Annotated in this window: 14 protein-coding genes; 12 read left to right on the top strand and 2 right to left on the bottom strand. The window is 73.6% G+C overall.

Annotation, left to right across the window (positions count from 1 at the left end):
• Nucleotides 1–11 precede the first annotated feature (11 nt).
• From BLV05_RS31100 to BLV05_RS31055, 10 genes are read left to right on the top strand one after another with little or no spacing between them, the layout of a single operon-like run.
• Nucleotides 12–1316 (top strand): ABC transporter substrate-binding protein, encoded by a 1305-nt coding sequence (locus tag BLV05_RS31100; protein ID WP_046772903.1) that lies wholly within the window; start codon nucleotides 12–14, stop codon nucleotides 1314–1316.
• On the top strand, nucleotides 1316–2272 hold the full coding sequence (locus tag BLV05_RS31095) for an ADP-ribosylglycohydrolase family protein (protein ID WP_046772904.1): 957 nt from the start codon (nucleotides 1316–1318) through the stop codon (nucleotides 2270–2272). The genes BLV05_RS31100 and BLV05_RS31095 overlap by 1 nt, the downstream gene beginning before the upstream one ends.
• Nucleotides 2269–3372: an ADP-ribosylglycohydrolase family protein gene (locus BLV05_RS31090; RefSeq protein ID WP_063932661.1), complete on the top strand. Its 1104-nt coding sequence runs from the start codon at nucleotides 2269–2271 to the stop codon at nucleotides 3370–3372. The genes BLV05_RS31095 and BLV05_RS31090 overlap by 4 nt, the downstream gene beginning before the upstream one ends.
• The gene (locus tag BLV05_RS31085) at nucleotides 3369–4514 is read left to right on the top strand and encodes an ADP-ribosylglycohydrolase family protein (RefSeq protein WP_046772905.1); all 1146 of its coding nucleotides are present in this window, start codon (nucleotides 3369–3371) and stop codon (nucleotides 4512–4514) included. The genes BLV05_RS31090 and BLV05_RS31085 overlap by 4 nt, the downstream gene beginning before the upstream one ends.
• Nucleotides 4514–5863, top strand: a complete 1350-nt coding sequence (locus BLV05_RS31080; RefSeq protein WP_046772906.1) for an ADP-ribosylglycohydrolase family protein — start codon at nucleotides 4514–4516, stop codon at nucleotides 5861–5863. Before BLV05_RS31085 ends, BLV05_RS31080 begins: the two co-directional genes overlap by 1 nt.
• Nucleotides 5860–6744 carry a ribokinase gene (locus BLV05_RS31075; protein ID WP_046772907.1) on the top strand — a complete coding sequence of 295 codons (885 nt, stop codon included), beginning with the start codon at nucleotides 5860–5862 and terminating at the stop codon, nucleotides 6742–6744. The genes BLV05_RS31080 and BLV05_RS31075 overlap by 4 nt, the downstream gene beginning before the upstream one ends.
• Complete coding sequence (locus BLV05_RS31070; RefSeq protein WP_046772919.1) at nucleotides 6744–8660, top strand: SUMF1/EgtB/PvdO family nonheme iron enzyme; 1917 nt, start codon at nucleotides 6744–6746, stop codon at nucleotides 8658–8660. The genes BLV05_RS31075 and BLV05_RS31070 overlap by 1 nt, the downstream gene beginning before the upstream one ends.
• Entirely contained in the window at nucleotides 8657–9844 is a 1188-nt protein-coding gene (locus BLV05_RS31065) for a CaiB/BaiF CoA transferase family protein (protein ID WP_082155851.1), read from the top strand. The genes BLV05_RS31070 and BLV05_RS31065 overlap by 4 nt, the downstream gene beginning before the upstream one ends.
• Nucleotides 9841–10662 carry an HpcH/HpaI aldolase/citrate lyase family protein gene (locus tag BLV05_RS31060; RefSeq protein ID WP_046772909.1) on the top strand — a complete coding sequence of 274 codons (822 nt, stop codon included), beginning with the start codon at nucleotides 9841–9843 and terminating at the stop codon, nucleotides 10660–10662. Before BLV05_RS31065 ends, BLV05_RS31060 begins: the two co-directional genes overlap by 4 nt.
• A 12-nt stretch (nucleotides 10663–10674) precedes the next feature.
• Nucleotides 10675–11436, top strand: a complete 762-nt coding sequence (locus BLV05_RS31055) for a putative protein N(5)-glutamine methyltransferase (protein WP_152691135.1) — start codon at nucleotides 10675–10677, stop codon at nucleotides 11434–11436.
• Between the two features lie 275 nt (nucleotides 11437–11711).
• On the opposite strand, the gene BLV05_RS31050 is transcribed toward BLV05_RS31055, so the two are convergent.
• Complete coding sequence (locus tag BLV05_RS31050; protein ID WP_046772911.1) at nucleotides 11712–14240, bottom strand: M14 family zinc carboxypeptidase; 2529 nt, start codon at nucleotides 14238–14240, stop codon at nucleotides 11712–11714.
• 297 nt (nucleotides 14241–14537) lie between these two features.
• On the opposite strand from BLV05_RS31050, the gene BLV05_RS38325 reads away from it, so the two are divergent.
• Nucleotides 14538–17267, top strand: coding sequence for a S8 family serine peptidase (locus BLV05_RS38325; protein ID WP_052763195.1), 2730 nt, complete (start codon nucleotides 14538–14540; stop codon nucleotides 17265–17267).
• A 199-nt stretch (nucleotides 17268–17466) separates the two neighbouring features.
• Nucleotides 17467–18840 (top strand): IS4 family transposase, encoded by a 1374-nt coding sequence (locus BLV05_RS31040; RefSeq protein ID WP_172860667.1) that lies wholly within the window; start codon nucleotides 17467–17469, stop codon nucleotides 18838–18840.
• 39 nt (nucleotides 18841–18879) lie between these two features.
• Here BLV05_RS31040 and glgB read toward each other — a convergent pair whose 3' ends face one another.
• Nucleotides 18880–20748 carry a 1,4-alpha-glucan branching protein GlgB gene (gene glgB, locus BLV05_RS31035; RefSeq protein ID WP_082155221.1) on the bottom strand — a complete coding sequence of 623 codons (1869 nt, stop codon included), beginning with the start codon at nucleotides 20746–20748 and terminating at the stop codon, nucleotides 18880–18882.
• Nucleotides 20749–20756: the final 8 nt, after the last annotated feature.

Raw genomic sequence — 20756 nt, 5'->3', positions numbered from 1 at the left:
GGAGGAACCCCATGCGTTCGATGCGAATCGTCGCCCTCGCGGCGGCCGCGGGCCTGGTGCTCGCGGCGTGCGGCGGCGGTGACGACGAGACCGGCGGCGACGGCGGCAGCGGGAGCGGCGGCGAGCCGGTCGAGCTGACCTTCCAGACGCTGGCCTGGCAGACCGCGAGCGTCGAGGCCAACGAGGCCATCGTCGCCGCCTGGAACGAGGCGAACCCGGACATCCAGGTCGAGCTGCTGCAGGGCGACTGGAACAACGTCCAGGACCAGCTGATGACGTCGTTCGAGGGCGGCACCGCGCCGGACGTATTCCATTACGAGTCCACGGTGCTGCAGGACTTCGGCGACCGCGGCAACGTCCTGGACCTGTCGGAGTACCTGTCCGACGAGATCCGCGACGACATCCGCGCAGGCGCCTGGGACACCGCGACGTTCGGCGACGCCGTCTACGGCGTGCCGTTCCTGCAGGAGTCGCAGGTCGTGTTCGCCAACCGGACGCTGCTCGACGCGGCCGGCGTCACGCTGCCGACCGTCGACGACCCGTGGACGTGGGACGAGTTCGCCGACGTCGCCGCGCAGCTCACCACCGAGGGCCAGTTCGGCGCCGTCGTCCCGCTGAACGCGCCGGCCAACCGCATCCTCAACCTGGCCCGCAACTTCGGCGGCGACTACTTCACCGACCCGACGGGCGAGGTGCAGGCGGTCTTCGACGAGGCCGACCAGGAGGTGCCGCGGCGCATCCACGAGATGCTCTACACCGAGAACACCGCCGCGCCGGACGGCGTCGGCATGTCGTCGGCCGACGCGCTGCCCGGCTTCTTCGCCGGCCAGTACGCGATGCTGCCGGGCGCGATCTGGCTGCGCCAGCAGATCATCGAGCAGGCGCCGGACGGGTTCGACTGGGTGACGCTGCCCGCGCTCGAGGGCGACAGCAGCGCGCAGGGCGCCGTCAGCCAGACCCTCTCCGTGTCGGCCGAGACCGAGCACCCGGAGGAGGCCGTCCAGTTCATCGAGTACTTCCTCAATGCCGAGAACCAGGTCCAGCTGGCCGCCGGCGACTGGCTGCTGCCGACCAGCCAGGAGGCGGCGCAGAGCCCGGAGCTGAACGACCCGGCCACCGGCTGGGACGTCGCGACGGCCACCGCCGCCGACCTGGAGATGGCGCCGTTCCAGCAGGTCAAGGGGTTCGAGGAATGGAAGTCGCGGATCGCCAACCCGGCGTTCCAGGAGTACTTCAGCGACCAGATCTCGCTGGAGGAGCTGGGCGCGAAGCTGGTCGACGAGGGCAACGCGGTCCTCGAGCGCTACCAGCGCTGATGAGGGACCGCGCGCGGGGGTGCCTGCTCGGGCTCGCCATCGGCGACGCCATGGGCGCCCCCGCGGAGAACCTGACGGCCGAGCAGATCGCCGCCCGCTGGGGCACGGTCTCCGGGTTCCTCACCGACCGGCCGTCGGGTACCGACGACACCGAGTACGCGGCGTTCAGCGCGCTGCTGCTGCTCTCGCACGGCGCCTCGCTGACCAGCGACGACGTGGCCGACGCGTGGATCGCTGAGTTGGCCGGGCGTGAAGGCGGCTTCCCGGGCGCCGGGTTCAGCGAGCTCGGCACCATCGAGAACCTGCGCGCCGGGCTGCGGCCGCCGGCCAGCGGGCGGCACCTGCACTCGTGGAGCGACGGGCTGGCCATGCGGTCCGCGGTGCACGGGGTGTACGCGGCGGGCGACCCGGCGCTGGCGGCGCGGCTGGCGGCCGTCGACGGCGCGGTCAGCCACTCCGGTGAGGGCGTGCACGCCGGTGTCGCGGTGGCCGCCGCGGTCGCCGTCGCGATGACGGGGACGGCTTCGGTGGGTGAGATCGCGGCCGCCGCGCTGGCCGCCGTCCCTCCTGATTCGTGGACGGCGCGGTCGTTGCGGTCGGCGCTGGTGCACGCCGGGGACGTGCCCGCGCTGCTGGACGCGGTCGTCGTCCGTGCGTATCCGTGGACGGACCTGGCGCCGGAGGCGGTCGCGCTGGCGTTCGGCGCCTTCCTGGCCGCGTCCGGCTCGTTCGCGGACGCTGTGACGGGCGCGGTGTCGATGGGGCGCGACGCCGACACGACGGCCGCGATCGCCGGTGCGCTCGCGGGCGCCTTCGGTGGCCTCGGCGCCGTCCCGGCGGACTGGCAGGACCAGATCGGGCCGGTCACCGGCCGCTGCCTGGGCGAGGTGGTCGCTGGCCTGCACCCGCTCGATCTCGCCGACCGGCTGGCCGACCACCTGGAGACGGCGACGTGAACGAACGGCAGAACCGTGCGGCCGGGGCGCTGCTCGGGTTGGCCATCGGCGACGCCGCGGGATGGCCCGCCGCCCGGCACCGCGCCCGGCTGTTGCCGCCGTGGACCCGCCGGCTGCACCGCGAACTGGACGCGTTCGCCGAGAACGAGCAGGTGACGACGCTGCCGGTGCCGTTCGCGCTGAACCAGCCAACGGCGGCGCTGCGGCTCGGTCCGAGCGACGACGCGGAGTGGGCGGCGTGGACGCTGCGGTGGCTCGGCGCCGCCGCGCCCGGCCGGCTCACCCGCGAGGACGTGCACGCGCACTGGCGGACGGCGGCCGCCGAGGGCGCCATGCCGCTCGGCCGGATCAGCGTCGCCACCGCGGCCGACGCGCTGCGGCGGGACGTCGACCCGCCGGTCACCGGGCACGACAACCCGCACCACTTCGACGACGCCGCCGCGGTGCGCGCAGTCGCGATCGGGCTGGTCGCCGCCGACCCCGCGCAGGCCGCCACGCTGGCCGGCTGGGACGCCGAGGTGACGAACGCCGGCGACGGCGTGGCCGCGGCGCAGGTCGTCGCCGAGACGATCGCCCGGCTGGTCCGCGGCGAGCCACTGGCCGCCGCCTGGGCCGCGGCCGCCGCGCACCTCCCGGAGGACGGGCTGCTGACCGACGCCATCGCACGCGCCCTGATCGCGACGAAGGACGCGGGCGGCGCCGCCGACGCCGTCCCGCTGCTGGACGAGCCGGCCGGCCACGTCTACAGCTACGGCGTCGCCGCCGCGCAGACCCTGCCGGTCGCCGTCGCGCTCGCGCACGCCGCCGGCCGCGCGGCCGAACCGCCCATCGCCGCGATCACCGCCGCCGCGTGCCTGCCCACCCTGGCCGACAGCGCGCCCGCGCTGACCGGCGCGCTCACCGGTGCGGCGCACGGGCTGAACGCGCTCCCCACGACCTGGGTCGAGCGGTGCCGGCGGCTCGCCGGCTGCTGCGCGCCCGATCTGGCCGGCATCGACCTGGTCGAGCTGGCAGGCTCCATCGAGGAATGGGACCGCCAAATCCGACCGCGAGGTTCCAGGCGGCGGCGAGTCCAACGAGGGAAAGGAAAAACAGCGTGACGGGTGACGCACTCATCGATACCGCGGTCGGGTGCCTGACGGGAGCCGCCGTCGGCGACGCGCTCGGTGGTGCGACGGAGGGCTGGTCGCCGCAGCAGATCCGGGAACGGTGGGGCGGCTGGGTCGAGGGCATCGTGCCGCCGTACTACGAGGACTGGCGCACCGCGCGGCCCATCGCGCCGTACCACAAGGGCGACGGCCACATCACCGACGACACCCTGATGACGCACCTCATGGTCGACGTGTACGAGCAGGCCGGCGCCCACCTGACCGCGTACGACGTGGCCGAGCGGCTGGTGCCGCTGATGATCGGCCGGCAGGTCTGGATCCCCGAGCTGGAGGCCGAGGCGCTGCCGCTGCAGCGGGTCTTCCTGGCGGAGAAGTTCATGGCGCTGCGGCTGCACTGGGGGCACGCCGACCCACGCGAGGCGGGCGTCGGCAACGCGGTGAACTGCGGCGCGGCGATGTACATCGCGCCGGTCGGCGTCGTCAACGCGGCCGACCCCGACGCCGCCTACGCCGAGGCCGTCGACGTCGCCGGCGCGCACCAGTCGTCCTACGGGCGCGAGGCGGCCGGCGTCATGGCCGCCTGCGTGGCCGCGGCGGCGGCTCCTGGAGCGATGGTCGACGACGTGCTGGCCGCGGCCGTCCGGCTGGCCAAGGACGGGACGAAGGCCGGCATCGAGGCCGTGCTAGACACCGCGAGCTCGATCGGGCACTGGACCGAGGCGGTCGAGTCGGGCAAGCTGCGCGCCGCCGTCGCGCCGTACGACACCGTCGGCGAGGACTACCGCAACCAGGGCCTCGGCGCCCGGCGGCCGAGCCGGCTGCACACCATCGAGGAACTGCCGGTCGCGCTCGGCTTCCTGGCCATCGCCGGCGGGGACTGGCGCGACGCCGTCATCGGCGGCGTCAACTACGGCCGCGACTCCGACTCGATCGCGTCGATGGCCGGGGCGATCGCCGGCGCGCTCGGCGGGCGCGCGGCGGTGCCGGCCGACCTGGTGACGACGGTGGCGGCGGCGAGCAAGGTGGACATCGTCGGGCCGGCCGAGCGGCTGGCGGCGGTGACGGCGCAGGTGCGGGCGGCCGACGCCGCCCGGCGAGCGGCTGTTGACACGGCGTTCGGAGGGCTGGCCTGATGCGGCTCACCTGGGTGCAGCCGGAGGACCTGGTCGGGCACGCGTTCGCCCAGGCGGCCGAGGACGGGGTGGACGTCGCCGACCTGCGCTCGCGCTGGACCGCGGCCGGCGGCGACGACGCACCGGTGCGCACCGGTGCGTCGGACGTCCCGGCGCCGGAACTGCGGGCGCTGGCCGCCGAGTTGCTGGACGAGGTCGACGCGCGGCCGTCGCCGTTCGACGCGTCTGAGCCGACGGCGCTGGACGAGCTGCGGGCGGCGTGGCCGGCGGGCGGGCGCGCCGCCGGGCACGTCGCCGGCTCGCCGTCGTTCGACCGCGTGCACGGCGCCTGGCTGGGCCGGGCGGCCGGCTGCCTGCTCGGCAAGCCGGTGGAGAAGGTGTCGCGCGCCGGGATCCGGGAGATCCTCGAGGCGACCGGCCGCTGGCCCCTCGACGACTGGTTCACGGCGAAGGGGCTGACGGACGACGTCGCCGCCCGCTGGCCGTGGAACCGGCGCAGCGCGACGACCAGCCTGGCCGAGAACATCGACGGCATGCCCGAGGACGACGACCTCAACTTCCCGATGCTCAACCTCGCGCTGCTGGAGACCCGCGGCGCCGACTTCACCACCGAGGACGTCGCCGAGGCCTGGCTGGCGTCGCTGCCGGCCGGCCGGGTGTTCACCGCCGAGCGGGTCGCGTACCGCAACCTGCTGCTCGGCCACCTGCCGCCGGCCACCGCGACGGTGCGCAACCCGTTCCGTGACTGGATCGGCGCGCAGATCCGCGGCGACGTGTTCGGCTGGGCCCGTCCAGGCGACCCCGCCGGCGCGGCCGCGCTGGCCTGGCGCGACGCCGTCCTCAGCCACACCCGCAACGGCGTGTACGGCGAGCTGTTCGCGGCTGCCGCCTGCGCCGCCGCGCTGGTCGCGTCGTCTGTCGACGAGGTGCTCGACGCCGGGCTGTCGGTCGTCCCGGCGTCGTCGCGGTACGCCGAGGCGGTGCGGTTCGCGCGGTCGGCGGCCGCGGCCGAACCCGACTGGGAGGCCGTCGTCGACGCCGTCGAGGCGCGGTACGGCCACCTGCACTGGGTGCACGTGCTGAACAACGCCGCGCTGGTCGTCGCGGCGCTGGTGCACGGCGGCGGCGACTACGAGCGCTCGATCACCGCCGTGGTCAGCGGCGGCTGGGACACCGACTCCAACGGCGCCACCGTCGGCTCGATCGCCGGCGCGCTGACCGGCGCCGCCGCCCTGCCGTCGCGGTGGATCGCGCCGCTGCGCAACCGGGTGAGCACGACACTGGCCGGGTTCGACGGCATCGGCTTCGACGCGCTCGCGGCCCGCACGATGACGGTGAGCGTGCCGTGATCGCCGTCCTGGGCAGCGCCAACCTGGACCTGGTCGTCACCGTCGACCGCGCGCCCGGACGCGGCGAGACCGTCACCGGCCGCACGTTCACCACCGTCCCCGGCGGCAAAGGCGCCAACCAGGCGCTCGCGGCCGCCCGGGCCGGCGGCGACGTCACCCTCCTCGGCGCCGTGGGCGACGACGAGTTCGGCCGCCGCATCGCCGCGCTGCTGACGGCGTCCGGCGTCGACGTGTCCGGGCTGGCCGTCAACGAGCTGCCGACCGGGACCGCGCACATCACCGTCGACGGGACCGGCGACAACTCGATCGTCGTCGTGCCGGGTGCCAACGGGACGGTCGCGAGGCTGACGGACGCGCACCGGACGGCGATCGACGCGGCCGAGGTCGTGCTGCTGCAGCTGGAGCTGCCGCTGCCGCTGGTCGAGGAGGCGGCGGCCTACGCCCGGTCGCGTGGCGTGCGGGTGATGCTCACCCCGGCGCCGGCCGTGCCGCTGCCGCCGTCGCTGCTCGCCGCGGTGGACGTCCTGGTGCCGAACGAGCACGAGGCGGTGCTGCTGGCCGGCGTCGCCGACCCGGTGGCGGCGGCCCGCGCGCTGGCCGCGAGCGGCGACGTCGTCGTCACGCTGGGTGCCCGCGGGGCGCTCCGGGTGAACGGGGCAACGACCACGGACGTGCCGGCGTTCGCCGTCGAGGCGGTCGACACGACGGCCGCCGGCGACACGTTCGCCGGGGTGCTCGCGGTCGGCCTCGCGGCGGGCCTGGAGTGGCCGGACGCGCTGCGACGGGCGTCGGCGGCGGCCGCGCTGTCCGTGCAGCGGCCGGGCGCGTCGTCGTCGATGCCTGACCGCGGCGAGATCGATGCGTTCCTGGCGGAGGCGTGATGCTCAACCCGTATGTGCCGCGCCCGATCGACCGGCCGGCGGCGGTGCCGCTGGACCCGTCCGCCGACCTCTCGGTGCTGGACGAAGCGAAGATCTTCGCCGCGCCGGACGACCCGGCGGACTGGCCGGCCTGGCGGGCGGCGCTGACGCGCTGGCGCGACGGCGCCCGCGCCGGCTACGACGGCTCGCGCTACGACGCCGAGCGGACCGACGGGTTCGTCGTCGCGCTGGCCTGGCTCTGGGACGAGCTGCTGTACGACCACGCGACCGGCCGGTTCGACGTCGACGGCTACCTGGCCGCGGCCACGCGCGAGTTCGGCGGCTTCGACGGGGTCGTGCTCTGGCACGCGTACCCGAACGAGGGCATCGACGAGCGGGACCAGTTCGCGTTCTTCGACGTGCCCGAGCTGCCTGACGTCGTCGCCGCCTTCCAGGCCGCCGGCGTGCGGGTGTTCGTGTCGTACTACCCGTGGGAGGCTTCCGCCCCCGCGTCGGTCGTCGCGCTGGTGGAGCGGCTGGGCGCGGACGGCGTCTTCCTGGACAGCTCGAAGGAGGGCAGCGCCGAGGTCCGGGCCGGGCTGGACGCGCTGCGGCCGGGGCTGTCGATGGAGGGCGAGTCGCGGTTGCCGCTGGCCCGCGTGCACGACCACACGATGTCCTGGGCGCAGTGGTTCGCCGACTCGCCGGTGCCGGGCGTCCTCCGTGGCACCTGGTTCGAGCGCCGGCACGTCCTGCACCACACCCGCCGCTGGAACCACAGTCATCTGGAGGAGCTGCAGTCGGCCTGGCTGAACGGCTCCGGCGTCCTGGTGTGGGAGACGGTGTTCGGCGTCTGGGTGGGCTGGAGCGCGCGGGACCGGTCGCTGCTGCGCTCGATGCGCCGGGTGCAGCGCGAATACCGCGCCTGGCTGCAGAGCGAGGACTGGACGCCGCTGGCCGACCATCCGGGCGGTGGTGCGCCGGTGTACGCGTCGCGGTGGGTCCATGACGGCGTGGCCTTGTGGACCGTGGTGAACCGGAGCGACGCGGAGTGGTCCGGGCCGTGGCTGGTCGTCGACGCGCCGGGCGCGTTCACCGAGCTCACCACCGGTGCCGAGCTGTCGGTGGGCAAGGACGACGACGGGCGGACGGTGATCGGCGGCCGGTTGCCCGCGGGCGGGGTCGCGGCGGTGCTGGCCGCTTCGGTTGCCGCGGGGGACACCGTCGTCGACCCCGACTCGACGTTCCCGCGCCGGCCGGCCGCGCGCGTGCGTCCCGCCGAGGCCGAAGCCGACACCGTCCCTCCGGGGATGGTGCGGGTCGACGGCGGCCGGTACGACCTGGTGGTCCGGTACCGCGTCCGCGAGACCGGCCTGTACGACGAGGCGCCGTACGTCGACGAGTGGAAGCCGCTGCCGCGCCGGCTGCACGCCGACGGCACCGCGCACCGCCGGGCCGAGCTGACGCCGTTCGGCATCGGCCGGACCGAGGTGACCAACGACGAGTTCGCCGCGTTCCTCGCCGCGACCGGCTACCGGCCGGTGCGGCCGGAGCGGTTCCTGGCGCACTGGCGCGACGGCGAGCCGCGCGGCGCGGACCCCGTCACGTACGTCGACCTCGCCGACGCCCGCGCCTACGCCGCATGGGCCGGGCTGCGGCTGCCGACGGAGGACGAGTGGCAGGTCGCCGGCGAGGCCGGGCTGCTGGAGCGCGGCGCGCCCGCCGTCTGGAACCTGACCGAGAGCGAGCACACCGACGGCCGGACCCGGTTCCTGATCCTCAAGGGCGGGTCGGCGTTCGTGCCGACGGGGTCGGACTGGTACTTCGACGGCGGCGAGCGGGCGCCGTCGTTCTCGGCGAAGTACCTGCTGATGGGTGCTGGGCTGGACCGGTCGCCGTCGATCGGCTTCCGTTGTGCCGTGGGGGTGAAGACGTGAGCGGGCCGCTGGCCGGTCTGCGGGTCGTCGACGCCGCGACGCTGTTCGCGGGGCCGATCGCCGCGATGCACCTCGGTGACATGGGCGCCGACGTCGTCAAGGTCGAGCACCCGCGCCGGCCGGACCCGTCTCGCGGGCACGGGCCGGCGAAGGACGGGCAGAACCTGTGGTGGAAGACGCTCGGCCGGAACAAGCGGACGATGACGCTGGACCTGTCGCACGAGCGTGGCCAGGAGGTGTTCCGGCGGCTGGCGCGCGAGTCAGACGTCGTCATCGAGAACTTCCGGCCGGACACGCTGGAGCGGTGGAACCTCGGGTACTCCGTTCTCTCGGCCGACAATCCGGGGCTGATCCTCGCGCGGGTGACCGGGTTCGGGCAGGTCGGCCCGTACCGGCGGCGGCCCGGGTTCGGCACGCTGGCCGAGGCGATGAGCGGGTTCGCCGCGCTGACCGGCGAGCCCGACGGCCCGCCGACACTGCCGCCGTTCGGGCTCGCCGACGGCATCACGGCGCTGGCGACGGCGTTCGGCGTCACCGCCGCGTTGCACGCGCGGTCGGTGAGCGGGCGGGGGCAGGTGGTCGACCTCGCGATCGTCGAGCCGATGCTGTCCGTGCTCGGGCCGCAGCTGACCCGGTGGGACCAGCTCGGGACGATGCAGCCGCGGACCGGCAACCGGTCGGCCAACAACGCGCCGCGCAACACCTATCTGTGCGCCGACGGCCGATGGGTCGCGGTGTCGACCAGCTCGCAGAGCATCGCCGAGCGGGTCATGCGGCTGGTCGGCCGGCCCGACGTCGTCGACGAGCCGTGGTTCGCGACCGGTGCCGGCCGGGCCGCGCATGTCGAGGAGCTGGACGCGGCGGTTGCGGCGTGGGTGTCTTTGCGGTCGCGGGACGAGGTGGTCGCGGAGTTCGAGAAGGCGGAGGCCGCCGTCGCGCCCGTCTACGACGCGTCGGACCTGGTCGCGGACCCGCAGCTGGCCGCGTTGGGGACGGTGCTGCGGGCGGCCGATCCGGATCTCGGCGAGGTGGCGATGCAGAACGTGCTGTTCCGGCTCTCCGAGACGCCGGGCGCGGTGCGGTGGACCGGGCGGGCGCACGGCGCCGACACTGATAGTTTGCTGGGCGAACTGGGCTATTCGGTGGCCGACATCGGTGAGCTGCGCTCCGAGGGAGTCGTATGAGCCTGGTCCTGACCCTGTTGTACGTGCCCGCCGACCGGCCGGACCGCGCCGAGAAGGCGCTGGCGTCGTCCGCCGACGTCGTGATCCTCGACCTGGAGGACGCGGTGGCGCCGTCGGCGAAGGCCGCGGCCCGGGACGGAGCGGCGTCGGTATTGGCCGCCGACCCGGGCCGGGACGTGCAGGTGCGGGTGAACGCCCCGTCGACGCCGTGGGGCGCCGACGACCTCGCGCTGGTCGCCGGGCTGCCGCCGTCGGTGTCGGTGCGGGTGCCGAAGGTGTCCTCGCTGTCCGACGTCGCGGCCGTGCGGTCGGTGCTTGGGGGCCGGCCGGTGCACGTGCTGCTGGAGACGGCCGCCGGGGTCGAGGCGGCCTATGCGATCGCGTTGGCTCCGGGCGTGGCGTCGGTCGCGTTGGGCGAGGCCGACCTCGCGTCCGACCTGGGCTTGTCCGGCGACGGCGTCGAGGCCGGGCTGACGTGGTGCCGGCAGCGACTCGTCGTCGCCGCGCGGGCGGCCGGGCTGCCGCCGCCGGCCATGGCCGTCTGGACCGACCTCGCCGACCTGGACGGCCTGGCCGAGTCGTCCCGGGCCGGGCGGGCGCTGGGCTTCGTGGGGCGCGCCGCGATCCACCCGAAGCAGCTTCCGGTCATCGAGGCCGCCTTCCGCCCGTCGCCGGACGAGGTCGCCCACGCCACCGAGGTGATCGCCGCTGTCGGGGCCGGCGGCGTCGCCGTCCTCCCCGGCGGCCGCTTCGTCGACGTCGCGATGGTCGAGCAGGCCCGCCGGGTGCTCGCCCTCGCCGCCCGGGTGCCCCTCTAGAGTCGCAGTGTGGTGGACCAGGGGGTCGTCGCGCGGTTGCGGGTGGCGGGGTGTGTGTTCGCGGAGGACGAGGCGCGGCTGATCGGGGAGACCGCGCGTAGCCCGGCCGAGGCCGAGACGATGATCGTCCGCCGGGTCGCCGGTGAGCCGCTCGAGCATGTCCTGGGCTGGGCGGAGTTCGCCGGGCTGCGGGTCGAGGTCGGCCCCGGGGTGTTCGTCCCGCGGCACCGCAGCGAGCTGCTCGTCGACCTCGCCCGGCGGTGGGTGCGGCCTGGCGCCGTGGTCGTCGACCTGTGTTGTGGGACGGGGGCGCTCGGCCTCGCCGTCGTGCGCCGCCTGGACGGCGTCGAGCTGCACGCCGCCGACGTCGACCCGGCGGCGGTCGCGTGCGCGCGCCGCAACGTCGAGCCGGCCGGGCGCGTCCACCAGGGCGACCTGTACGCCGCGCTGCCGGCCGGGCTGCGCGGGCGGGTCGACGTGCTGCTGGCGAGTCCGCCGTACGTGCCGACCGCGGCCATCGCGCTGATGCCGCCCGAGGCCCGCGACCACGAGCCGCGCACCGCCCTCGACGGCGGCGGCGACGGGCTGGGTCTCGTGCGACGGATCGCCGCCGGCGCGCCCGGCTGGCTGGCCACCGGCGGCGTGGTGCTGCTGGAGCTGAGCGCCGCCCAGGCCGCGGCCGCCGTCGACGCGGTGAAGGACGCCGGCCTGGCCGACGAGGAACACCACGACGACGACGGCGAGTCGACCGTCGTGACGGGTCAGCGCGGCTAGCTCGGGCCTACCCGAACGCCGGGCCGGGGCCGCGGGGGCAAGCGGCCTTTGCAATGAGTACCGATACGCACCACCTGGCGAACGGGTGAGATCGGCGCGCCGAACGGTGTGAGTTCGCTGCTGTCTGGACCACAGCGGAGCCGCACCGTTTGCGCAGCGATCTCACCCCGGAAGGTCACTGCCCAGCCCGGCCGTTGGCGTCCCCTTGCAGAGCCGGAAGAAACGGGGAGTCGTCACCTCCGCAGTGGATGACGACTCCCCGCCGGAGCAGGTCGCTACTGCCAGAGGGCGTTCGCAACCTGCGGGAACAGGCCTTCCGGATGAGATCGGTAGAGCGGTTCGGTGGCGAACAGCGTGACGTCGGCGCCGCCGGCCACGCCGCTGACGACGACCGGCTGACCGGCTGCCGCCTCCTGCCCGATCCAGTGGCCGGCCAGGAAGAAGTCCCCACCGCCCAGTCGCTGGTCGACGCGGACGCCGGCGCCCGGGGTGGTGAAGTGCTGCGGGTTGCTGACGAACGACGACGGCGACGCGCCGCCGGTCACCGGCGAGGCCGGGTCGTTGTCGACCGCGACGATGCCGTTGGCCATGTTCCAGTCGGTCGGGTTCACCAGCCCGACGTCCAGCAGGTCGGCCCGGTCGCTGAACGTCCAGCCGCTGGCGCCGCGCCCGACGATCGTCCCGCCGGCCGCCCGCCACGCCGTGAACGCCGCCTGCTGGGTGGCGTTCAGCTGCTGCGGGTTGAACCCGGTGGTCGAGACGTAGAAGGCGTCGAAGTCGGCGAAGGCGTACGTCCCGGCGTTGAACCCGGCCGCGTTGACGTTCGTGGTCGCGAAGCCCATGCGGGCCAGCGCGTGCAGCTCGTCGGCGGGTGCGCTGGTACCGACCCGGCCGATGCCGACGGGGACGGCGCCGCGCACCGCCGCGCCCGTCAAGGCCGAGAACTCCAGCCCGTACGTCGCCGCCGCGTCCTCGACCAGCGCCCGGGCCGAGCCCGGCACCGTGAAGACGCCGGCGGCGGTCCGCCGCACCGGCACACCGGCCGCGACGAACGCGTTCACCGCCTGGATACCGGCCAGCGTGGCGGCGTCGAAGCCGTAGTGCGCGGGCCGCCCCGGCGCCACCCAGCCCGTCGGCGCCACCGCGTCCAGCTCGGACAGCGCCCGGGTCTCCAGCGAACCCCCGGCGGCCACCGTCTCCACCGTCGCGCCCCAGAGACTGCCCTGGCTCCACGCGGAGATGTCGTACATGGTCGGGAAGGTCGTCGTGACGTCGGCGCCGACGTCGAGGATGGTGTTCGCGAGGCCGCGCTTGGCCTGGAACATGTCGACGACGTACGAGCCGGCCGGGTACCGCTCGCCACCGGCGGTGAACGGCCGCCGCGCCTGGTGCACCTCGACGTCGTTGTCGAGGAGGAACTGCGCCAGTCGCGCGGCGGCCGAGTCTCCGCGCCGCTCGGCCGGGATGACGTAGGCCCGCGGGTAGTCCTGCAGGAGCGTCTTCCCGTTCTCGCCGAGCGCGAGCGACAGGGCGAGCTCGTCGTCGATCGGCCGGGACGACTCGCCGGCCTCACCGCGCCGGAAGATCTCCAGCTGGTCGGCGAGCAGGCTCAGCCGGTTCTCGTGCGCCCACGCGAAGTTGGCCTCGATGCTGGCCCGGGACACGGCGGTGTTGATGCGGGTCAGCTCGTGCCGCTGCGCCGGCGTCAGCCTGGGGTCGCGCGGGTCGTGCGGGATCTCGACGGTGTGCCCGACGGCGCCGTGGTACATCGCGTACATCGGGGTGAAGATCGGCGGCCAGTCGTCCCAGCCGCTCTCGAAGTCACGCCATGGGATGTCGACCTCGGTGACGCTCGGCTCGCCGAGCGCGAGCACTGCCTGCTCCATCGCCAGGCCGTTGCGGATCGCCTGGCGGATGTAGAGGTCGTACTCGTAGTTCTCGCCGTGCGGGCCGGTGGTCGGCTCGATCAGGGTGACCTCGGTGTAGCCGTGCTCGTCCAGCATGGTCAGCGGCTCGTACCGGATCAGCTGGGACCGGACGGCGCGCGACTCGGGCTGCGAGGTGGTGATGTAGTCGCGGTTGATGTCGAACCCGTTGCCGTTGGCGCGAGTGCCGGCGATGCGGCCGTCGGGGTTGTTCGTGACGACCATCGCGACGACGTGCTGGTCGAGCAGCTCCACGGTCTCGGGGTCGTCCGAGAACGCGAGGTCGTCGAGCACCTGCAGCGACGCGTCGGTGCCCTCCCACTCGTTGCCGTGGATGTTGTTGTTGACGAACAGCGGCGACTTCCAGTCGTCGTACTCGCCGGCCTCGAGCGCGGCGAGCGCGGCGTCGGGGTCCTCGGTGCGCAGGTCGGACAGCCGCTGCCACTCGGCCCACTCGGCGTCGGTCATCGGCGACGTGACGACGACGAGGTGCAGGTCGCGGCCGCCGGCGGACTGGCCGATGATCTCGACGCTGACCCGGTCGCTCTCCTGCAGCGCGCGCAGCGCCGGCGCGATCGCGTGGTACGGCGTCAGGTTCATCGGGATCGACGCGTCGTTCGGGTTCACCGGGACGTCGACGATGACGTCGTCGCGCGGCTTGCCGGGCAGGTCGGCGGTCGTGACGGAGAACGGCGACAGCAGCGCCCCGGCGCCGGGCGCGTCGACCGACGGCGTCAGCGAGGACGCCTGCGTGCGGTCCTCGGGTTCGCGCAGCACCGGGCCGCGCAGGTCGTCAGGCGCCGCCGGCGCGGACAGCGCCATGGACATCGTCAACACGGCTCCGGCGAGACCGGCGGCGGGCAGCGTGCGAGTCCACATACGGCCTCCCGGGGCGTGCGCGGGCTGAGGTGCTGGTCATCCTGTCGTCTCGGGGCGGGCGGTGACAAGAGGTTGCGGGCGGCAAGATCCGTCCGGTATGAGCCGGTCGATCCCGGTGTGATTTCTCCCGATTCACGGTGACTCGCCCGGCCGACTTGCCGTCAAGTCTTCCAATCGAGGCGAAAACGGCCATAGGTTACGGGTCTACCCCGTCTGACCGGCGGGGTCTTGTCATGCCGTACGACTGAACGAGGAGCCCCGATGACACGACCATCGAGAGCGCCGGGGAGGCGGGCCGTGACCCGGCGCGCCGGACTCGCCGCCACCGCCGCGGTCGCCCTGGCCGCCGGGACGCTCGGCACCGTCGCCGCGGGCTCCGCCGCACCCGCGACGACCGCCGCGGCGGAGGACGGCTACCTGGGCACGCTGTCGGAGCTGGCCGGGCTGCCGGAGCCGTCTGACGAGCTGGTCCACGAGCCCACCGGTGCGTGGTTCGTCGAGCTGACCGCGAAGCCGGTCGCCGACGGCGGCACCAGCGCGGCCGCCCGGCGCCAGCAGGACCGCGTGCTCGCGGAGGCAGACGCGCTCGGCGCCGACCTGGACGTCCGCTACACCTACGACCGGCTGTGGAACGGCTTCTCGGTGTCCGCGTCCGAGACCGACATCAGCAGCCTGGCCGGCTCGGCCGACGTCGCCGCGGTGTACCCCGTCGTGACCATCGACGCGCCCGACCCGGCGACGTCTGAGCCCGCGATGGACTCCGCGCTCGGCATGACCGGCGCCGACATCGCGCAGAGCGAGCTCGGCTTCACCGGCGACGGCCTCAAGGTCGGCATCGTCGACAGCGGCATCGACATCGACCACCCCGACCTCGGTGGCGGCGGCACGCCCGGCGGGACGGCGTTCCCGACCGAGCGGGTCGTGGCCGGGTACGACTTCGTCGGCGACGACTACAACGCCGACGACAGCTCGGCCGGCTACCAGCCCACGCCGCACCCCGACGACAATCCGGACGACTGCTATGGACACGGCAGTCACGTGGCCGGGATCGTCGGAGCGGACGGCGACAGCGCGGCCGGCGGCGTGCTCGGTGTGGCGCCTGACGTCGAGTTCGGCGCCTACCGCGTGTTCGGCTGCGCGGGCTCGACGACGTCGGACATCATCCTCGCCGCGCTGGAGCAGGCGCACGCCGACGACATGGACGTCGTCAACATGAGCCTCGGCGCCGGCTTCGTCACCTGGCCGGAGTACCCGACGGCCACGGCCAGCGACGCGCTCGTCGACGACGGCGTCGTCGTGGTCGCCTCGATCGGCAACAACGGCGCCGCCGGCACCTGGTCGGCCGGCGCCCCCGGCGTCGGGGACAAGGTCATCGGCGTCGCGTCGTTCGACAACCTCGAGTACGACGCGCGGATGTTCACCGTCACCCCGGACGGCCGCGAGTTCGGCTACGCCGAGGCGACCGGCGCGCCGAGCGCACCGACGTCAGGCGACCTGCCGCTGTCGCGCACCGGCACACCCGACGCGACCCAGGACGCGTGCACCGCGGCCGGGCCGCTGCCCGACCTGAGCGGCACCGTCGCGCTGATCGAGCGCGGGACCTGCCCGTTCTACGAGAAGGCCCGCAACGCGCAGCAGGCCGGCGCGTCCGCCGTCATCCTCTACAACAACGTGCCCGGCGCGCTCGCGCCGACGGTGGCCCCGCCGTCGCCGGCCGACCCGCCGATCACCATCCCCGTCGTCGCGCTCTCGCAGGGTGACGGCGTCGAGCTGAACAACCGCATCGCGGCCGGCACGACGACGCTGACCTGGACCGACGAGACGACCACCATCGAGAACACGACGGCCGGGCTGATCTCGTCGTTCAGCTCCTACGGCATGGCGTCGGACCTGTCGCTGAAGCCCGATCTCGGCGCACCGGGCGGGCTGATCCGCTCGACCTACCCGCTCGAGGACGACGGGTACGCCGTCGTCTCCGGCACCTCGATGTCGTCGCCGCACGTGGCCGGCGCGGTCGCCCTGCTGCTGCAGGCGCACCCGTCGCTCACTCCGGCGCAGGTTCGCGACCTGCTGCAGAACAGCGCCGACCCGGCCGACTGGTCGCTGATCCCCGACGCCGGGTACGTCGAGCCGGCGCACCGGCAGGGCGCGGGCATGCTCGACATCGACGACGCGATCCTGGCGTCGACGGCGGTGACGCCGGGCAAGCTGTCGCTCGGCGAGAGCGAGGCCGGCCCGTCGACCCGGACGCTGACCCTCACCAACGACGCCGACGCGCCGGTGACGTACGAGCTGTCGCACACCGACGGCATCAGCACCGCGGGCGCGCCGAACAACCCGCAGTTCTTCGAGGGCGGCGCGACGGTGGCGTTCTCGGCGCCGTCGGTGACGGTGCCCGCGGGCGGGTCGGCGACCGTCGACGTGACGGTGACCGCGCCGGCCGAGCCCGCGCTCGGGCAGTACGGCGGCTGGGTCGTCCTGACGCCCGCCGACGGTCAGCCGCTGCGGGTGCCGTTCGCCGGTTTCGCCGGCGACTACCAGCAGCTGCCGATCCTGACGCCGGCCGGGGCCGGGCTGCCGTCCCTGGGCGACGTCACGGCCTGCGGCCGCTACATCGGCGTCAACTGCACCATGGGTGGCGTGTACGATCTGCTGCCCGAGGGTGCGACGTTCTCGATGACCGAGGGCGACTACCCGGTGGTCCTCGCGCACCTGGAGCACGCGCCGCAGAACGTGTCGCTGCAGCTGTTCCACGCCAAGGCCGACGGCACGGCCGGCCGCCCGTACGGCCGGTGGAACACCGTCTTCTCCGAGGACTTCGTCGGCCGGAGCAGCACGGCGACCGCGTTCAACGCCTACACCTGGGACGGCACCCGGCCGCGCGGGTCCGGCACCGACCGCCGGGTCCCCGTGCCCGACGGCCGCTACGTCCTGCGCCTGACGGCCACCAAGCCGCTGGGCGACCCGTCCAACCCGGACCACGTCGAGACCTGGGACTCCCCGGTCGTCGTCGTCGACCGGAACTGACCGGCCGGCACCGAAGGCGTGAGGGGCGGTTTGCTGGGGCTATAGCACAATGCCGTTAAGTTAGGGCGGTTTGTGCTGGTCAGCGGCGTGTCGGTGGGGTTCGTGGGCAGGGCCCTCCGTTAGAACGGTGATTGTCGAAGATCATCGTCTGCCGGAGGGCCCTGTGAGTTCTGAGTCTGCCACGTGGCGATCGGGCGAGGTGAGTCTGGGCGCACTGGAAAGTGATCTTTGTCCGGAGCTGCTGGACGAGGTGATCGAGCAGGCCGGTGTGCGCGAGCAGCGGCGGCGGCTGTTGCCGGCCCGGACGGTGATGGTCTTCGTGCTCGGGTTATGCGTGTTCTGCGGCGCCGACTCGCATTCCCCGCCGGGATACCGCATGGTGATGTGCTGGCTGACCAGCACGTTCGGGTACCTGCGGGGGCTGGTCGTGCCGAGCGCGTCGGCGCTGTGCCAGGCCCGCAAACGCCTGGGCGTCACGCCGCTGCGGCTGCTGTTCGACCGGGTCCGAGGCCCACGCGCGGCGCCCGACGCGGCGGGAGCGTGGCTGTTCGGGCGGCGGCTGGTCGCCTTCGACGGCACCGCCCTGGACCTGGCCGACACCGCGGCCAACGTGGCCGCGTTCGGCCACATCGGCACGCCCTCGGGGTTCGCACAGGTGCGGCTGGTCGCGCTGATCGAATGCGCCACCCACGCGATCATCGACGCGGTGTTCGACGCGTGCCGGCACAGCGAGCAGGAACTGACCCAGCGGCTGATCGGTGCGATGCGTCCGGGGATGCTGGTGCTCGCCGACCGCAACTTCGGTCACCGGTTGTTCGCCCAGATCGCCACCAGCACCGGCGCGGACCTGATCTGGCGGATCAAGGGCAACGCCGACTTCCCCGCCATGAAGATCCTCGACGACGGCTCCTACCTGTCAGTGATCACCGCGCAACGCTACAAGAAGCGCTGGCGCACCGCCGCCCGGCGGGGCTGGCCGGAGCCTCCGATGCCCGGGCACCCGGTGCGTATCGTCGACTACCGAGTCACCACCCACGTCGGCGATACCGTCACCATCAGCGATATCAGGCTCGTCACCACCCTGCTCGACCCGGCCGAGGCGCCCGCCCGAGCCGTCGCCGAGGCCTACCACCAGCGGTGGGAATCGGAGAACAGCTACCAGGAACTCAAGACCCGACTGCGTGGCGCCGGGTTCATCCTGCGCTCGAAGTCACCCGACCTCGTCGATCAGGAGATCTACGCCCTGCTCGTCACCTACCAAGCCCTCTGCACCCTGAGAACCGACGCCGCGGACACCGTCGGCGTGGACCCGCGCCGGATCTCCTTCACCATCACCATCCGCGTCACCCGAGACACCATCACCGCCGGCCGACTCGACCAGAACACGCGCGTCCTGGCCATCGCCGCCATCAGCAGCGACCTCAACCCGCCACGACGAGCCCGCGTCACGCAGCGCGTCAAGAAACCACCCCGGAACACCTTCAAAGCCAAACGACGAGACCAGACCCGCCCACCCAGCCACGCCACCCACAAGATCAAAGTTCGCCGGGCCAGCAAAACCGCCCTAACTTAACGGCATTGGGCTATAGCACCAGCAAACCGCCCCTCACGATCACGCCGGGCGGAGCCAGAGGGTGGCCAGCGGCGGCACCCGCAGCGTGACGGACGCCGGCCGGCCGTGCCAGGGCTCGTCGACGGCGACGACCTCGCCGAGGTTGCCGACCCCGGAGCCGCCGTACACCTCGGCGTCGGTGTTCAGCGCCTCCTGCCAGGGTCCGGCGTGCGGCAGCCCCAGCCGGTAGCCCTCGTGCGGCATCGCGTTGAAGTTCGCGACGCAGGCCAGCAGCTCGCCGTCGGGGCCGTGGCGGAGGAACGAGAACACGTTGCCGGTGGCGTCGTTGGCGTCGATCCACTCGAAGCCGGCCGGGTCGGAGTCGAGCGACCACAGCTCCGGCGCCGACCGGTACACCCGGTTGAGGTCGGTGACCAGCCGCTGCACGCCGGCGTGGCCGGGGCGGTCGAGCAGCCACCACTCGAGCTCGCGCGACTCGGCCCACTCGGACTCCTGGCCGAGCTCGCCGCCCATGAACAGCAGCTGCTTGCCGGGGTGCGCCCACATGTAGGCGTAGAACGCGCGCAGCGTGGCCAGCTGCTGCCAGCGGTCGCCGGGCAGCTTGCCGAGCAGCGAGCCCTTCCCGTGCACGACCTCGTCGTGGGAGAGGGGGAGGACGAAGTTCTCGCTGAACGCGTACATCATCGAGAACGTCATCTGATGGTGGTGGAACTGCCGGTGGATCGGGTCGCGGGACAGGTAGGCCAGCGAGTCGTGCATCCAGCCCATGTTCCACTTCAGCCCGAACCCGAGGCCGCCGAGATGGGTGGGACGGGTGACGCCGGGCCAGGCGGTCGACTCTTCGGCGACGCTGACGATGCCCGGCACCGACCGGTACGACGTGGCGTTGGTCTCCTGGAGGAACGCGATCGCGTCGAGGTTCTCGCGCCCGCCGTGCGAGTTCGGCAGCCACGCGCCCTCGGGCCGGGAGTAGTCGAGGTACAGCATCGACGCGACCGCGTCGACGCGCAGGCCGTCGACGTGGTACTCCGTCAGCCAGTACAGGGCGTTGGCGACCAGGAAGTTGCGCACCTCGGGGCGGCCGAAGTCGAAGACGTACGTGCCCCAGTCGGGGTGCTCGCCGCGGCGCGGGTCGGCGTGCTCGTAGAGCGGGGTGCCGTCGAAGCGGGCCAGCGCCCAGTCGTCGCGCGGGAAGTGCGCGGGCACCCAGTCCAGCAGCACGCCGATGCCGGCCTGGTGCAGGGTGTCGACCAGGAACTTGAAGTCGTCGGGGTGGCCGAACCGGGCCGTCGGCGCGTAGTACGACGTCACCTGGTAGCCCCACGACCCGCCGAACGGGTGCTCGGCGACCGGCAGGAACTCGACGTGGGTGAAGCCCAGCTCGGTGACGTACTCGGCCAGCTCGACGGCCAGCTCGCGGTAGGACCGGCCGCGCCGCCACGACCCCAGGTGCACCTCGTAGACCGACATCGGGTGCGCGTGCAGCGAGTTGGGCCGCTGCGCGAGCCACACCTCGTCGTTCCACTCGTGGCGCGACTGGTGGACGATCGACGCCTGCGCGGGTGGCACCTCGGTGCGGAAGGCCATGGGGTCGGCCTTGTCGCGCCAGTGGCCGTCGGCGCCGTGCACCTTGAACTTGTACACCGCGCCGGCGCCGACACCCTGGGCGAACACCGCCCACACGCCGCCGCCCACCTGGGTCATCGGGTGCCAGCCGCCGTCCCAGCCGTTGAAGTCGCCGGCCACCTGCACGTGCCGCGCGTTGGGCGCCCAGACGGTGAACGCGGTGCCCTCGACGCCGTCGATGGTCGTGACGCGGGCGCCCAGCACGTCCCAGAGCCGCTCGTGCCGGCCCTCACCGATGAGATGCAGGTCGACCTCGCCCAGGAGCCGCTGTGCGTCGATCATCCGCCGAG

Origin of the sequence: Jiangella alkaliphila (assembly GCF_900105925.1) — a bacterium.
In the GTDB taxonomy this organism is placed as follows: domain Bacteria; phylum Actinomycetota; class Actinomycetes; order Jiangellales; family Jiangellaceae; genus Jiangella; species Jiangella alkaliphila.
Note: the sequence above shows the minus strand (reverse complement) of the source record. Positions and strands in the feature narration are given on the sequence as shown.

Coding starts and splice junctions, on each gene's coding strand:
- BLV05_RS31100 (WP_046772903.1), top strand. CDS start 12: ATGCGTTCGATGCGAATCGTCGCCCTCGCGGCGGCCGCGGGCCTGGTG.
- BLV05_RS31095 (WP_046772904.1), top strand. CDS start 1,316: ATGAGGGACCGCGCGCGGGGGTGCCTGCTCGGGCTCGCCATCGGCGAC.
- BLV05_RS31080 (WP_046772906.1), top strand. CDS start 4,514: ATGCGGCTCACCTGGGTGCAGCCGGAGGACCTGGTCGGGCACGCGTTC.
- BLV05_RS31070 (WP_046772919.1), top strand. CDS start 6,744: ATGCTCAACCCGTATGTGCCGCGCCCGATCGACCGGCCGGCGGCGGTG.
- BLV05_RS31060 (WP_046772909.1), top strand. CDS start 9,841: ATGAGCCTGGTCCTGACCCTGTTGTACGTGCCCGCCGACCGGCCGGAC.
- BLV05_RS31050 (WP_046772911.1), bottom strand. CDS start 14,240: ATGTGGACTCGCACGCTGCCCGCCGCCGGTCTCGCCGGAGCCGTGTTG.
- glgB (WP_082155221.1), bottom strand. CDS start 20,748: ATGATCGACGCACAGCGGCTCCTGGGCGAGGTCGACCTGCATCTCATC.